This is a genomic window from Roseivirga sp. UBA1976 (assembly GCF_002336325.1).
GTDB lineage: Bacteria > Bacteroidota > Bacteroidia > Cytophagales > Cyclobacteriaceae > Roseivirga > Roseivirga thermotolerans.
This window is the reverse complement of the sequence record NZ_DDDQ01000039.1, coordinates 1-15,308: the sequence shown is the minus strand read 5'-3', so window position 1 is coordinate 15,308 and position 15,308 is coordinate 1. Positions and strand designations below refer to the sequence as shown.

Below are 15,308 nucleotides of genomic sequence, written 5' to 3'. Positions count from 1 at the left end.
ACGGTTGAAAGTAAGTTCAAAAGAGCTGGTTAGGTATGTTATCATTCTACTCCTCACAGGGGTAATCTTTTGGTATCTTTTTCGCCAAATAAACCTTACCGACTTTAAACTAGCCCTTCAGGAATTCAATTTCTGGTGGATTGGCCTAAGTATCTTGCTATCTGTTGTCAGTCATTTTTTAAGGGCCTGGCGCTGGAAAGGAATGCTCGATAGCACAGAACACCCTACAAGTCTCATTAACAGTTATTTTGCGGTTATGATTGGCTACCTGGCCAACTCTGTTTTCCCCCGACTCGGAGAGGTTACCCGCTGTGGTGTTCTTCATCGTACCGACCGCGTGCCGGTGTCCACCGCATTGGGCACGGTAGTTACCGAACGGGTAATAGACCTGTTCATGTTACTGATATTAACCCTCTTTACTTTTCTTTTTCAATACAACTTGCTGGAAAACTATTTCCATGAAGGACTGAATAGCCTGAAGCTGAGCCTGACAGCCAACTGGTGGATACTTGCTCTCCTGTGTTTAGGCGGAATTTCTTCTCTGTATATACTTTTTTACAGCCGTTGGGGCGAAAAACTAGCTCTGATGATCAAGGTTAAAGCTTTTATTAAAGGGCTTTGGGAGGGTATCTTAAGTCTCAAACACCTTAAAAATCCACTAAACTTTTGGTTGGCCACCATTGGAATATGGGTGCTCTATTTTTTAATGCTCTATGTAATTACTTTTGGGTCGCCACTCACCAAAGAACTTGGCATTTTGGCAGGTCTTTCCATACTTGTTATGGGTAGTTTTGGCATGGCATCGCCTGCTCCTAACGGAATTGGCGCATTTCATTCGTTTGTGGCAGGCGTATTGGTACTTTATGGCATAGAGCAGAAGGACGGAATAATATTTGCCACTATCATGCATACCTCGCAGCTTCTAACCGTTCTAGTGGTGGGTTCAGCAAGCCTTATATTGGTAAATGTGAGGAGTAAAAAACATCAAGCAAAGTGAGTACCTCTGAGAAAATTAGATCGCAGGATGCAATGAAGGCTCAGGTTTTAGAATGGCAAAACCAAGGCCTGAAGGTAGTTTTTACCAATGGCTGCTTTGATATTCTGCACCTCGGCCATATCGACTATCTTGAAAAAGCCAGGCAATTGGGCGATCGGTTGGTAGTAGGCCTGAATGCAGACAACTCAGTGAGAAAACTCAAGGGCGAAAACAGACCTGTTAACCCGGAAAATGCACGCTCACGCATGTTGGCAGCCCTGTCGTTTGTCGATGGCGTAACGGTTTTCTCAGAAGACACACCAAAACAACTGATTGAGCAACTGATACCAGATATATTAGTGAAAGGAAGCGACTACTCTATTGAAACTATTGTAGGTGCAGATATCGTTTTAAAGCATGGTGGAAAAGTTGAAACCATCGATTTGGTCAGCGGCTATTCTACCACTAACATTATTGAAAAAATAAAAGACAAATAATATGGCACTTTATTGGATCCTGATTATTGCAATTATGATTGTGAGCCTGGTGGTTCAGCAATCTCTTAAGCGAAAGTTTAACAAGTATTCCAAGGTTGGCCTTCAAATTGGCCTTTCTGGTAAAGAAGTAGCCGAACTGATGCTACGAGATAATAATATTCACGATGTGAGCGTAGTTTCTGTACAAGGAAAGCTTACAGACCATTACAACCCGGTAGACAAAACCGTAAACCTAAGCCCTGAAGTGTATAGTGGCCGCTCCGTTATGGCCGCGGCAGTAGCAGCTCACGAGTGTGGTCATGCCATTCAGCATGCAACCGCTTACAGACCATTAGAAATGAGATCTGCTCTTGTTCCGCTTCAAAACGCAAGTGGTAGGGTAATAAACTTTCTTTTCTTTGCTCTCATATTCGGTTCGTTCATGCTACCTAATATTATTACGTTTGATGCTGCTTTGCCTATTATTATTGGGGCATATACCATCTTTACGCTTTTCGCCTTCATTACCTTACCTGTAGAATATGATGCCACAAAAAGGGCCTTGGCCTGGGTAGAAGAGCGGAATATTACTACCGGTCAGGAACACGGCATGGCTGAAGACGCGCTCAATGCAGCAGCCAGAACCTACGTGGTAGCCGCGCTGAGCTCTCTGGCTATGTTGCTTTACTACGTAAGCCTATTCTTGGGTAGAGACTAGCATATATTAGACATTTATATAACTTTGCCTAACAAACGTTAGTTAAGGCATTACCTATGAATTTCGAATTAACAGAAGAACACTTAGCAGTAAGAGATGCCGCCAGAGAATTTGCTCAGAATGAGTTACTTCCTGGGGTAATCGAACGAGATGAAAAACAACAATTCCCAGCCGAGCAAGTAAAGAAAATGGGCGAGCTCGGCTTTATGGGAATGATGGTTGACCCAAAATATGGCGGGGGTGGCATGGACACCATTTCTTACGTGCTTGCCATGGAAGAAATTTCAAAAATAGATGCCTCTGCCAGCGTTTGCATGTCTGTAAACAACAGCCTTGTTTGTTGGGGTTTAGAAAAGTTTGGTACAGAAGAACAAAAACAAAAGTATCTGAAGCCCTTAGCTTCCGGAGAAAAGATTGGTGCCTTCTGTCTTTCCGAACCCGAAGCCGGCTCAGACGCAACCTCTCAGAGAACTACCGCAGAAGATAAAGGAGATTACTACCTGCTGAATGGTACCAAAAACTGGATTACCAATGGAAACTCTGCTTCTATCTACCTTGTAATTGCTCAAACAGATAGAGAAAAGGGCCACAAAGGAATCAACTGCTTAATCGTTGAAAAAGGAATGGAAGGTTTCGTGGTCGGCAAAAAAGAGGACAAACTGGGCATTAGAGGGTCTGACACGCACTCACTTATGTTTACAGATGTAAAAGTACCCAAGGAAAACAGAATTGGAGAAGATGGCTTTGGGTTTAAGTTTGCCATGTCTACACTCAATGGAGGTAGAATAGGCATTGCCTCACAAGCCCTTGGTATTGCTTCCGGTGCTTATGAATTGGCCCTGGCCTACTCAAAAGAACGCAAAGCTTTTGGCAAACCCATTAGTCAACACCAGGCCATTCAGTTTAAGCTGGCCGACATGGCCACTGAAATTGAGGCCGCACGTTTGCTTTGCTTAAAAGCAGCCCATCTCAAAGATCAGAAAAAAGACTTTGCCAAGGCAAGTGCCATGGCCAAGTTATATGCTTCTAAAGTAGCTATGGATGTGACAGTAGAAGCTGTTCAGGTACACGGTGGTTATGGCTATGTAAAGGAATATCATGTGGAGCGTTTGATGAGAGATGCGAAAATCACACAGATATACGAAGGCACTTCAGAAATTCAGAAAATCGTAATCTCAAGAGAATTACTTAAATAATTGAAATTATTCAATTAATATGACCATTGGAATAGCGATTCTTTCCAATGGTCATTTTTTTTTGAAATTGTTCAATAACAGCCTATTTTTATAGCAGACTCAATCTATAGCTTTTTAATTCATACTAAGAGACCATGGAAGACTACAACAAGATTATTGAATCGCTGGGTGTTCGTTACATTAAAAGTCGAAACATCAAAATTGCTAAGGCTGTTACCATTAACAATTTCTACGATGTAGAAAACACAATTATCGTTGTGAACAATGGCGATATCTACTTTGGACCAGATCAGGAAAAGGTGTCTGAAGGAGACATGCTATTTATTCCGGGAGGCAAATCGCTAAACATTTCGTTTGGTTCTTCAACTGCTCCCGCCATCAACAATGACGAATTTATTTCTAACAAAAAGAAGTATTTGCAGAATGCTTCTGAATCTGACATCAACGACTACGATGTTGATGGATTTAGCCAGGTGATGTTTGAGGCAAAAGTTTTTGACTCGGTGAATTTCTTTTCTTCATTGAACATCACTCCTTTTGCTATCAAGAACTCAAGCCTTATCGCTGACCTTATTCGCCTGATCATTAATGAGGACAACTCGGTGAAACCCGGTAAAAACCGTATCATTAAGGTTAATACGGAATACTTGGTGGTAGAAATTATTCGCTACATACTAGACAATCGCTTATTTGTTGAGCAATTGGTAACCAACAGTACGTACTTCAAAGATCCTAGGCTCATCGATATATTCAGCTACATTAAAGAAAACCTGGGAGGCGATCTTTCAAATAAAGTTTTAGCGCGTGTTGCCAATGTGTCGGAAGACTATGTAGGTCAGTACTTTAAAATGCTTACGGGCATTAACCCTCAAGATTACATTGAGTACCAACGTATGGAAGCTGCCGTAGATCTATTGCGGACTACCAAGAAGAGCATTCGAGATATTGGTAAAGAAGTTGGCTATAAAGACACCGCTTATTTCTGTAGAAGATTTAAAATGATGTTTGGAATACCTGCAGGTAAAATGCGTAGAAGAGAGAGCCTAATTAACGTTTAAGGCCTCGTTAAACATCTGAACAACTTCACAAGCCTCGGTCATCAGATCGAGGTTTTTTTGTACTCCATTGCCTATAACCACCAAGTCGGCCCCGGCTTCAAAAGCTCTTTTAATCTTTTGCCTTGAGTTAAGACCACCTCCAACAATCACGGGAACTGACACGTTGTTGCGAACGGCTCTTATTATTTTTTGATCGATTGGCTCATCTGCTCCGCTTCCGGCATCGAGGTACATAAGCTTCATCCCCAGCATTTCACCAGCCAGAGCTGTACTGGCCGCCAATCCCGGCTTATCATTCGGTAGGGGCTGAGAGTTACTCATGTAAGAGGCACTGGTGGCTTTGCCAGAATTAACGAGCATATAGCCTGTTGGTATAATTTCGAGATTGCTGCGTTTAAGTACGGGTGCCGCCACTACATGCTGACCTATTAGCAGCTCGGGGTTTCTTCCTGAAATAAGAGACAAAAAAAGAATTGCATCGGCCTCTGGCGCAATTTGAATGGCGTTACCCGGAAATAACACACATGGAATTTGGGTATAAGACTTAATAAAGCCGACTACCTCATGAATATCGTTGGAGTTTACCAGGCTACCTCCTACGAATATATAGTCTACAGCGTTTTCAATGCAGCGATTAAGGCATTGTATCAAAGCCGACTCCTCCACTACATCATCTGGATCTATGAGCACGGCCAATGCTTTAGAAGACTTGCTTTTACGCTGGGTAATATCATTCAAAATCTTCTTCTGCATCTTTCGCATTAATGTTTTTCAAAAACGATCTAAGTTGTTCTGCAGCCAAGCCCAATAAAAAAATAATGGCTTGTTCCTTTATGGTGTCAGAAAGAAAATTAGACTTTGATTCAGGCACCAGCGCTTTGGACTTTGGTACCTTCTCTACCAGTAGCACCTCTCTGCTTTCAGGCTCCACTTCTGCCTCTTCCTGTTCATCTTCCGAATCGAAAATTTTAGACAATAAATAAACGGCCACCAAGCCTCCGCCTATCCACAGACCAACCTTACCGTATTTTTCAACACGATCTTTAAAGGTGTTAATTTGCTCATCGATAGCATCTTTCAACTCCTTACTTCTTGCTGTTAACTCTTGTTTATTGCTCATTTTCGTCTGGTGAGTCTATCTCTTCAACTTCCTTGAATTTACTTAGAAATCTATGTTCAATTTTGGCTCGTAATGTATAAGTCGTTAAAGCCAAAACTGTATAGAACGCGCCAACCAACAAGAAGCCGGTGTAACTACTTTCTAAAAGCTGGTTGATCCATACAGAAAGGCCTAAGGAGCCAAAGAATATGGCTGCCAGCACACAGAGCAGAACAAAAGCCCAGGTAAGAGTTTTGGCTATACCTTTGCCCAACTCTTCCTTCATATCGAGCTTGAGCAACTCAATGCGCGTTTCAACATACGCCCCCAGAGTTTCGGACAGTCTATTAAAATCAAAGATTTTCAAGCCTAGTTTGTTTATGGCAAGATAAAAAGAAGCAGGCTAATTATTGTATCGAAATTAACTTTGACGATTTCAGCAACTCACCATTCGACTTTACCACCTCAGATTTCACGGCAATCTTCTGATCTAAATCGAACCAATAATGTCCGATTAGCCCATCTCCTAATTGTACTTTAATATAATTGAGATGTTCAAGCTTCAGGCTCTCAGTCCTATAAGTGGAGGTATCATTAAGGCTTATAATCTTATGATCCTTATTAAACTGAAGGGTAGCATTTTTATAGGTACATACCTGATCTACCGTGGCAAACCTATTGTGCCGCTCTCTAATCATAAATATGGTATCGGGCAAAACACCATCATCCGGCAGGGTACCTTTATATATATAATAGTCCAGCTTATTTTCGGCAACCTCTCTTCGAACTTTAATGGTGGTAAGACTACTTTCTCCGTGGGCCGTAAGGTTCTCAAACAAATAGGTACGCTCTGTCACATGCCCTTTGTTTAAGTAAATAAGGGTAAAAGGCATTAGGAAAAAGGTAAAGAGAATATAGGAGAAACCGATAATCCTGGAATCAAGGGTTAGAGCACCAAAGCGGCTGGCCAACATTACGGGTATATTCCTAAGTGCAGGAAATGGCAAAAACACCAACACACCTATAAGGTTGAACAAAATATGAACGAAAGCCAGGCTAATGGCGGCATCCGATTTATTAAATGCTGCCAAAAGTGCGGTAATAGTTGTACCAATATTTGCTCCCATTATAAAAGGAAAAGCATTGTGAAGCATCACTTTTCCCGAGGCTACCATAGGCACCATCAAAGAGGTGGTAATGGAGCTTGACTGAACTCCTCCTGTAATGAGCACCCCCCAACCAAAAGACTTATAGGGATTGGCGAAAACGTACTTTCTCATCCGGTCTTTGGAGCTACCAATGAGCCTTTTGTAAATAATGGTAGAAAGAAACTTTATGGATGCGAAAAGAAGGGCCAGCGCCAACAATAGGGTAATAAAATTTTGAGGCAGTGCTTCTACCAACCACTGGCTTATTCTGGACAAACCTAAGCCCTTGCTACCCTGAAACAGATCGAAGCCCATAGTAGACTCATCTACCAACGCAGTTAACTGTTGGGCCAGATAACTAAGTGTACCATAGTAGTACTCCAGGGGGAATACTATCAGCACGGTTATGATATTGAAGAAGTCGTGAATAGTTCCTGCCGAAATGGCCTTCCTAAACTGATTTCTTTTGGTAATGAACCCCAGAGAAACCAAGGTGCTAGTTAAGGTGGTACCTACATTGGCTCCCATAACCACGGGTATGGCATTACCGAGAGTTAAATAGCCCGAAGCCACTACGGCCACTGTCATTGATGTAACTGTTGAACTACTTTGAATGAGTGCAGTAGCCAACAGGCCAATGAAGAGACCAATAAACGGGTTGGATGTTGCTAAAAGAATGGATTTTGCTGTTTCCTGACCTAGCATAGTCACAGACTCGCCTACCATATCGATGGCCAGCAAAAACAATAAAATGGCCAAAACGAACAACAAGCTCGTTTTTGCCCACTCTATGGGTTTGTTGATGCTATTTTTTTCTAAATCCTGGCTCATTGAGGCTGGTCTGCGTATACCTGTCCTAAAATATCCTGCAAAAATAGATCAATCGCCCTCGGTTAACGACCCCGTCATGTAAAGGCTATGTTAACAATTCGCAGAATAGTGAAAAAATTGTTAATAGTGTATCTAATTGATTTTGTGGAACTTATGAAAATATTATGTCATAATTCCTTGACAGTCAACCAATAGTACATGGCTCGGTTTTCCGATTATGTAAAAAGAAGTTTTAGCTTTGTGCTTCATTTGAATGCTTAACAACATTTAATTCAGAAGTCCCTCCACAATGTCCCAGCTCGAAATAGTAATGTATGTTGGTTTTGTATTGTCAGCATACTCTGTAATCGGCAATGACGTAATTCAAACACTCGGTACTTTTCTTTCTTCTAATGAACACAGAAAGTGGTGGGTTTTATGGATTTTCGCAGCTTCCATTCTAGGTGTGGTTTTGGTCTACGGCTGGTTTATTAATGGTGGCGATGTGAGTTACGGCCGTCTAATAGGAGATCCCGATAGTCACAGTTTTAGTAATCCGGTATATAAAAATCCGGCCGATATTGTCAACTTCGGATGGCCTTATCTTTTGCCACCAATTGTACTGCTCATTATTACTCGATATGGTATACCGGTTAGTACTTCTTTTCTAATTCTTACCTTCTTTAACCCTAAGAATCTGGAAGACATGGTATACAAATCCATGTCGGGCTATTTAGTAGCTTTTGGCGTGGCAATACTTATTTACCTGGCCATTGCTAAAAGGCTGGAAAAGCACTTTATAGAAAACCCGGCTTCAAAGAAGCAGATTAAACTTTGGACGGTTCTTCAATGGCTTTCTACCGGATTTTTGTGGTCGCAGTGGCTTATTCAAGACTTCGCCAATATATATGTGTACCTGCCACGGCAGGTATCTTCGGCCAATCTCATTTTCTCTCTGGGTATTTTTCTGGTACTACTGGCCTATATATTCTATTCCAAAGGTGGCGCCATACAACGCATTGTGAAGTCAAAAACCAACACAATGGATATCAGATCGGCCACCATCATAGACTTTTCTTATGCGCTGATACTCCTGTTTTTTAAAGAGCTGAACAACATTCCAATGAGTACCACCTGGGTATTCTTAGGCTTATTGGCAGGTAGAGAAATAGGTATCAAGTATTTTGCTTACGGAGCCGTTTCTAACGATACTCTCAAAGATTTGGGCAAAGACCTAGGTAAAGTATTCTTTGGTCTGGCAGTAAGTGTTGGTTTGGTTTTCTTGCTCAGGTTCTTAACCGTTGGTGTTTAACCGATTAAGGGCAATCCAGGCCATAAGACCTATTCCAACTTCAATGGCGTCTTCATCGATATTAAAGTTGGGGGTATGAACACCCTTGGTAGTTCCTTTGTCTTCATTGCCCGTACCCAGCCGGTAAAAGCAAGATGGTACCTGGTGACTGTAGTAGGCAAAATCTTCGGCTCCAAGCCATAAATCCAGATCGACCACATTTTCTTCTCCCAGATAATCTTCAGCTGCTCTTCGAGCCAGTTGAGTGGTAGCTTCATCGTTGCAGAGATACGGATAGCCTACATCAATGTGAACATCGCAACTTCCGCCAAGACCAGTGGCTATACCCTGAGCAATGTTGGTAATAAGCTCATGCGCTTTAAACCTCCATTCCTCATCAAGGGCTCTAAAAGTGCCTGATAATTTCACCTCATCAGGAATAATATTTTGAGCATGGCCTCCATGTATGGTTCCGAAAGTGAGCACTGTGGGTGTTTTGGGGTCTGCACTTCGGCTAACCACTTGTTGCATTGCGGTAATTATCTGTGCAGCAATAACAATAGGGTCTACTGAACGCTCCGGAAGAGCCGCGTGCCCTCCTTTTCCTTTCACGGTCAGGTAAATCTCATCGGCACTGGCCATGTACTTTCCTTCTCTGAAACCCACTTTACCTGTAGGTATAAATGGCATCACATGCTGGCCAAACATGGCCTGAGGGTTTGGGTTTTCTAACACTCCTTCTTTGATCATTAAAGAAGCGCCACCAGGGTTTTTCTCTTCTCCCGGCTGAAAAACAAGTTTAACTGTACCTTCAAAGCTATGGCGCAACTCCTGAAGTATTCTGGCAGCCCCAAGTAAGCAGGCGGTATGGACATCGTGCCCACAGGCATGCATTATTCCCTCATTCTTAGACTTATAGGATACCTCATTAGTCTCTGTGATTGGCAAAGCATCCATATCGCCTCTAAGGGCCACTGTACACTTTTCCGGATTTTTACCATAGATAAGCCCAACTACTCCGGTGCCTGCCACACCTTCTTTATAGGCTATTCCCCATTCTTGAAGGCGCGAGGTTACATACTTAGCGGTTTCGAATTCTTCGTACGACAACTCCGGATTGGCATGAATATGTCTCCTAATATCAATCGTTTCGGCAGCAAAGGCTTGCGCCAGCGCTTTTACCTTTTGCTGATCAATCATTCTTTATTGGGAATTTATCGGGTACTATAGAGGCCGTAGGATAGTAGCTTCTAATCTTTCTGTAGAGAGCCTGAGCTTCTATTTGCTGATAGAACTGTCCTACCTTGACAAAGTAGGTGGGAAGCTTGTAGCTAAACCTGGCTTCGTGTTCCGGCACCAAATCGAACAAGCGGTTTCTTATTCGACCTGCCTGTAGTTCATCGTTACCTGAATAAACCAGCACAGTATAGCCACTAATTACTCCAAGGCTGTCATTCCTGGCCACCATGCTGTCGATAACTGCATTCAATTTGTCTGAAACATCGAAAGAAACACGCATGGGGCTATTGGACTGAACCTCATTGCTCACCTTCTCCTTTGTTTGTTCCGGCTCAAACAAAGGCCGATACTTGGTGATGTCGTCTTCGTACGAATAGTCAATTACGCTGGCTTGTTGTGGTACTGTTTGTGGGCTACAAGCCCAACACACCCAGCCCAAAGTCAGGCACAGCGCAAGGTTCTTTAATGGCTTATTCATCGAGCACAACACATTTATTGTTCTTAATATCTTCCTCTACTACCTTGAATTTAACGTCTTTTTTTACAGTACCGTCTGCGTACTGCACCGAAACCCTGTCGTTTCTTCCATAAATCTTTTCAGACTTTATAGGCGCCACTTTTTCAGCAGGAGGTCGGTTGCGCGTATCTTGTCTTCCGGCCAGCGCACTTTTCGACTCTTCTTTGGATTCGTTGTAGTTTTCTCTTCTGGACGAACGAGCCTCTTGAACCCTATTGGGGTCTTCGCTCGGAATGAAAGACTTGGTAAGGAATGATATAGTCTCTTCGTTCACTTTGGTCAGGAAGGCTTTGAACATCTCAAAGGCCTCGAACTTATAGATTAACAGTGGATCTTTTTGCTCGTACACTGCATTTTGTACCGATTGCTTCAGGTCGTCCATATCCCTTAAGTGTTCCTTCCAGGTAAGGTCGATTACACCAAGGGTAATGGATTTTTCCATGGCTCTAATGAGCTCTGCATTATTCGATTCAATGGTCTTCTCCAGATTGACAGCCACACCAATTTGTCTCTTTCCGTCAGTAAACGGTAAGAGAATGTTGGTTACGGTTGCACCGCGCTCCTTTTGAATGTGTTTCATCAACGGCAGTGTTCGCTCAGCTATTAGCTTATTCTTAGCCTGATAGGCCGAATAAGCTTCTTCATAAAGGTCATTCACCAGATTGTTTTGGCCGGTGGTTGTAAACTGATCTTCAGAAATTTTTGTGTCTAGCCCCAAAATGCTAATGCAGTTGAGCTTAAAGGCATCGTAATCTGAGGCGGGGTTACTGTTATTTACAATTTCCTCGCAGGTATCATACATCATGTTCATGATGTCGAGCTGAAGCCTCTCACCTTGCAGGGCATTTCTACGTCTGTCGTAGATTACCGTGCGTTGCTGATTCATTACATCGTCATACTCCAGCAGTCTTTTTCGAATACCAAAGTTGTTTTCTTCAACCTTCTTTTGAGCTCTTTCAATAGACTTGGTAATCATAGAGTGTTGAATCATTTCACCCTCTTTGAGCCCCATACGGTCCATTAGCTTTGCCACCCGGTCTGAACCAAAGAGTCTCATCAGGTTGTCTTCGAGCGAGACAAAGAACTGTGAAGACCCGGGGTCTCCTTGTCTACCGGCTCTACCCCGAAGCTGTCGGTCTACCCTTCGCGATTCATGGCGTTCGGTACCAATAATGGCCAAACCTCCCGCGGCCTTAGAGTCTGGATGCAACTTAATGTCGGTACCTCTACCCGCCATGTTGGTGGCTATTGTTACAGTACCCGGTTTACCTGCCTCGGCAACAATATCGGCTTCGCGCGCGTGTTGCTTAGCATTGAGCACCTGATGCTGAATTTTCTTGAGATTGAGCATTCGGCTCAGTATCTCCGAAATTTCTACCGAAGTTGTACCGACCAACACAGGCCTGCCTTGTTCGGTAAGCTCCACAATTTCATCGACTACTGCATTGAATTTTTCGCGTACGGTCTTGTATACTTTGTCTTGTCGATCGTCTCTCTGTATAGGGCGGTTGGTTGGAATTACCACCGTATCGAGCTTGTATATTTCCCAAAACTCACCGGCTTCTGTTTCGGCAGTACCCGTCATACCAGCCAATTTGTGGTACATACGGAAGTAGTTCTGAAGTGTAATGGTTGCGTAGGTTTGCGTGGCATCTTCAACCTTTACATTCTCTTTAGCCTCTATGGCCTGGTGGAGACCATCGGAGTATCTTCGGCCTTCCATTACCCTACCGGTTTGCTCGTCAACAATTTTTACCTTGTTGTCTACCACAATGTACTCGGTATCGCGTTCAAACATGGTATAGGCCTTGAGCAACTGGTTTACAGTATGTATACGCTGCGCTTTTACACTATAGTCTTTTATGGCCTCATCTTTCTTTTTGAGCTTTTCTTCATCAGTCAGACCTTCACTTTTCTCCAACTGAGCCACTACATCACCAATATCGGTGAGTATAAAGAAGTTCGGATCTTCACCTTCTCCGGTAATCAATTCTGTTCCTCTTTCGGTGAGATTTACTGCATTGCTCTTCTCATCGATGGTAAAGAATAGAGGCTCATCGGCCTGAGGCATGTTCTTCTGGTTGTCTTGCAGATAAAAGTTTTCTGTCTTCTGCAAAATGGCCTTTACCCCGGTTTCACTCAAGTACTTGATTAGCGGCTTGTATTTAGGCAGTCCTCTATAGGCCCTGAATAGTGCCAGTCCACCTTCTTGTTCATTACCCTCTCCTATGAGCTTCTTGGCATCGTTGAGGTATTGACTACATAGTTTTCTCTGGGCATCTACCAGTTTCTGAATACGAGGTTTTAAATCATAAAATTCGTGCTCATCACCTCTTGGAACGGGGCCTGAAATAATAAGTGGTGTACGGGCTTCATCTATCAAAACGGAATCAACCTCATCGACCATAGCGAAATGATGCTTGCGTTGAACCAGTTCAGTAGACTCTCTGGCCATGTTATCGCGCAAGTAATCGAAGCCAAATTCATTGTTGGTTCCGTAGGTAATGTCGCATCGATAAGCCTCTCTTCTCTCCTGTGAATTAGGCTGGTGTTTGTCTATACAGTCTATGCTCAGGCCATGGAACTGAAAGAGAGGAGCCATCCACTCTGAGTCTCGCTTGGCCAGGTAATCGTTTACGGTTACCACATGAACTCCACGACCAGCCAAAGCATTCAGGTAGGCAGGCAGTGTTGCTACCAGGGTTTTACCCTCACCTGTGGCCATTTCGGCAATTTTACCCTGATGCAATACTATTCCTCCAATTAGCTGCACATCATAATGAAGCATTTCCCATTTCACACGGCTACCTGCTGCCATCCATTCGTTCTTCCAGGTGGCCTTATCGCCATCAATGACAATATGATCACCCTTTGCGGCAAGTTGCCTGTCCCACAAAGTAGCGGTTACCTGTAGCTGTCCGTTTTCTTTGAACCTTCTGGCTGTTTCTTTAACTATGGCAAAGGCCTCAGGCAAAATAGTCATGAGGGTTTTCTCCAGAGCCTCATTGCGATCTTCTTCCAGTTTATCGATGGCTTCGAAGGTGGCTTCCTTTTCCTGAATATCCAGATCTGGTTGATTCTGAATTTTGTCATGCAGCTCAGCAATCTGGTCATCTATAGACTTCAGGTCGGTGGCGATTCGTGTTTTAAGTTCTTCCGTTTTTCCTCTTAGCTCATCGTCCGATAAACCTGCGAGTGAAGTATATATTTTGTTGATTTCTTCAACATAAGGGGTCACTTCCTTTATATCCCTATCTGACTTGCTTCCGAAAAGCTTGGCTAACCCTTTTGTAAGAATACTCATATCTTAAAATTATCTGCTAAAGTTAGTTGCTTGCGCATAAATTATGAAGGTCTGATTTATTTCTTTAGACCTGAATTTGACCTCTGAAAACATGTTGTGCCGGCCCACTTAAAAAGATATCGGTAAAACCACTGTCATGCCGGTTGAACGAAACATTGAGTTGCCCTCCCATGGCCAGCAAATTCACTGAGTTTACCGGTTGTTTAAGCGCCAGTGACAAGGCAGCCGCGGTACAGCCGGTCCCACAGCTCAAGGTTTCGTTTTCCACTCCCCGCTCATAGGTTCGTATTTTCAGTGTGTTGTTATTCACCTGTTGCAGGAAGTTAACGTTCACTCCTTTTTCTGAAAAGCGATCGGAATAACGAACTTTCCTACCTTCCACCACAGGGTCTATGCGGTCTGTATCTTCTACAAAACGTATGTAATGTGGCGAGCCGGTGTCTATCAGGTAATCGGTTCCGATTAATTCGTAGTCTGACACATCGTGCATCTTAAGGTGCACTATTTGATCTTCAATTTTGGCATAGTGCTCTCCATCTATGGCTAAAAAGGTGGTTTCATTATTGATAATACCCAGAAACCTGGCAAACATTACCGCACAACGACTCCCATTTCCACAGAGCGACTGACTTCCATCGGAGTTAAAATAGACCATCTCAAAGTCTGCTGATGTAGATGTTTCAATAAGAATCAATCCATCGGCTCCAATTCCAAAGCGCCTGTCGCACAGTTTAGCTACGGTTTTAAGGTTTTGCTTGTCGAAGGTCAGCTTCCGATTATCAATCATAACAAAATCGTTGCCTGTACCCTGGTATTTATAAAATTCAATCAATGCCATTATTGAAGATTTCGCACTATTCTGCAATTAACGAGCCTTTTTTGGAATAGTGACAAAATGACGCTCTCAATTGCAAAGACCTACTTAAAAGGGCATAAAAAAAGCCCCTAAAAGGGGCTTCTCTATATTCTTTAATGGTGATTTACAGCTTTTCTTTAATTCTTGCTGCTTTACCCTGACGTCCTCTTAAGTAGAACAATCTCGCTCTTCTTACTTTACCTCTTCTCAATACTTCGATTTTGTCGATGTTTGGAGAAAGGATAGGGAAGATTCGCTCAACACCTACACCTCCAGATACCTTTCTTACAGTGAAAGTCTCACCGTTGGTTCCGGGATTCTTTCTTTGTATAACAGTACCTTGGAACTGCTGGATTCTCTCCTTGTTTCCTTCTTTAATTTTAACGTGTACATTGATAGTATCACCAGCATCGAAAGAAGGGAATTCAGCTCTTCTCTCGTTGTTTTCTTCCTCTATAAGTTTGATAAGATCGCTCATGATTTCTTCGTCTAAAAGCTCTTCCCGCAAAACGGACTGCAAATATAGAGATTAGTTTTTGATAATCTGCCTTTTACGGGAAAATTTATTCATTCAATAAATCAGGCCTTCTTGCCTGGGTTCTTTCTAGGGCTTTTTGAGC

The 15,308-nt window shown here is 42.9% G+C and carries 15 protein-coding genes; 6 read left to right on the top strand and 9 right to left on the bottom strand.

The features are described from left to right. The first annotated feature begins 4 nt into the window (after positions 1 to 4). The 5 genes from B3763_RS03635 to B3763_RS03615 all read left to right on the top strand — a co-directional run bounded on the left by B3763_RS03635 (position 5) and on the right by B3763_RS03615 (position 4,424). Complete coding sequence (locus B3763_RS03635) at positions 5 to 997, top strand: lysylphosphatidylglycerol synthase transmembrane domain-containing protein (protein WP_286743790.1); 993 nt, start codon at positions 5 to 7, stop codon at positions 995 to 997. A gap of 32 nt (positions 998 to 1,029) precedes the next feature. After that, positions 1,030 to 1,473 carry a D-glycero-beta-D-manno-heptose 1-phosphate adenylyltransferase gene (gene rfaE2, locus B3763_RS03630; RefSeq protein WP_189629081.1) on the top strand — a complete coding sequence of 148 codons (444 nt, stop codon included), beginning with the start codon at positions 1,030 to 1,032 and terminating at the stop codon, positions 1,471 to 1,473. A gap of 1 nt (position 1,474) precedes the next feature. Continuing rightward, on the top strand, positions 1,475 to 2,170 hold the full coding sequence (locus tag B3763_RS03625) for a zinc metallopeptidase (protein ID WP_286743787.1): 696 nt from the start codon (positions 1,475 to 1,477) through the stop codon (positions 2,168 to 2,170). A 56-nt stretch (positions 2,171 to 2,226) separates the two neighbouring features. Beyond that, positions 2,227 to 3,366, top strand: coding sequence for an acyl-CoA dehydrogenase (locus B3763_RS03620; protein ID WP_189629079.1), 1,140 nt, complete (start codon positions 2,227 to 2,229; stop codon positions 3,364 to 3,366). Between the two features lie 134 nt (positions 3,367 to 3,500). Next, positions 3,501 to 4,424 carry a helix-turn-helix domain-containing protein gene (locus B3763_RS03615; protein ID WP_189629078.1) on the top strand — a complete coding sequence of 308 codons (924 nt, stop codon included), beginning with the start codon at positions 3,501 to 3,503 and terminating at the stop codon, positions 4,422 to 4,424. On the opposite strand, the gene B3763_RS03610 is transcribed toward B3763_RS03615, so the two are convergent. The 4 genes from B3763_RS03610 to B3763_RS03595 are packed head-to-tail and all read right to left on the bottom strand — an operon-like array spanning position 4,410 to position 7,502. Continuing rightward, the gene (locus tag B3763_RS03610; RefSeq protein WP_308440958.1) at positions 4,410 to 5,177 is read right to left on the bottom strand and encodes a geranylgeranylglyceryl/heptaprenylglyceryl phosphate synthase; all 768 of its coding nucleotides are present in this window, start codon (positions 5,175 to 5,177) and stop codon (positions 4,410 to 4,412) included. The two genes, B3763_RS03615 and B3763_RS03610, sit on opposite strands and share 15 nt — an antisense overlap. Next, a complete protein-coding gene (locus B3763_RS03605; RefSeq protein WP_286743783.1) occupies positions 5,155 to 5,544 on the bottom strand; it encodes a hypothetical protein in 390 nt (129 codons plus the stop codon). Before B3763_RS03605 ends, B3763_RS03610 begins: the two co-directional genes overlap by 23 nt. Continuing rightward, on the bottom strand, positions 5,534 to 5,890 hold the full coding sequence (locus tag B3763_RS03600) for a phage holin family protein (protein ID WP_286743781.1): 357 nt from the start codon (positions 5,888 to 5,890) through the stop codon (positions 5,534 to 5,536). The genes B3763_RS03605 and B3763_RS03600 overlap by 11 nt, the downstream gene beginning before the upstream one ends. Positions 5,891 to 5,930: 40 nt before the next feature. Beyond that, positions 5,931 to 7,502 carry a Na/Pi symporter gene (locus B3763_RS03595; RefSeq protein WP_286743779.1) on the bottom strand — a complete coding sequence of 524 codons (1,572 nt, stop codon included), beginning with the start codon at positions 7,500 to 7,502 and terminating at the stop codon, positions 5,931 to 5,933. Positions 7,503 to 7,791: 289 nt separating this feature from the next. On the opposite strand from B3763_RS03595, the gene B3763_RS03590 reads away from it, so the two are divergent. Beyond that, positions 7,792 to 8,793 (top strand): hypothetical protein, encoded by a 1,002-nt coding sequence (locus tag B3763_RS03590; protein WP_189629073.1) that lies wholly within the window; start codon positions 7,792 to 7,794, stop codon positions 8,791 to 8,793. On the opposite strand, the gene B3763_RS03585 is transcribed toward B3763_RS03590, so the two are convergent. The 5 genes from B3763_RS03585 to rplS all read right to left on the bottom strand — a co-directional run bounded on the left by B3763_RS03585 (position 8,776) and on the right by rplS (position 15,166). Then, the gene (locus B3763_RS03585) at positions 8,776 to 9,972 is read right to left on the bottom strand and encodes a M20 metallopeptidase family protein (protein ID WP_286743776.1); all 1,197 of its coding nucleotides are present in this window, start codon (positions 9,970 to 9,972) and stop codon (positions 8,776 to 8,778) included. The two genes, B3763_RS03590 and B3763_RS03585, sit on opposite strands and share 18 nt — an antisense overlap. Then, a complete protein-coding gene (locus B3763_RS03580) occupies positions 9,965 to 10,489 on the bottom strand; it encodes a hypothetical protein (protein WP_286743774.1) in 525 nt (174 codons plus the stop codon). The genes B3763_RS03585 and B3763_RS03580 overlap by 8 nt, the downstream gene beginning before the upstream one ends. Next, positions 10,482 to 13,832 carry a preprotein translocase subunit SecA gene (gene secA / locus B3763_RS03575; RefSeq protein ID WP_286743772.1) on the bottom strand — a complete coding sequence of 1,117 codons (3,351 nt, stop codon included), beginning with the start codon at positions 13,830 to 13,832 and terminating at the stop codon, positions 10,482 to 10,484. Before secA ends, B3763_RS03580 begins: the two co-directional genes overlap by 8 nt. 64 nt (positions 13,833 to 13,896) lie before the next feature. Then, positions 13,897 to 14,670: a diaminopimelate epimerase gene (gene dapF / locus B3763_RS03570; protein WP_189629069.1), complete on the bottom strand. Its 774-nt coding sequence runs from the start codon at positions 14,668 to 14,670 to the stop codon at positions 13,897 to 13,899. A 142-nt stretch (positions 14,671 to 14,812) separates the two neighbouring features. After that, positions 14,813 to 15,166 carry a 50S ribosomal protein L19 gene (gene rplS, locus B3763_RS03565; RefSeq protein ID WP_189629068.1) on the bottom strand — a complete coding sequence of 118 codons (354 nt, stop codon included), beginning with the start codon at positions 15,164 to 15,166 and terminating at the stop codon, positions 14,813 to 14,815. Positions 15,167 to 15,308: the final 142 nt, after the last annotated feature.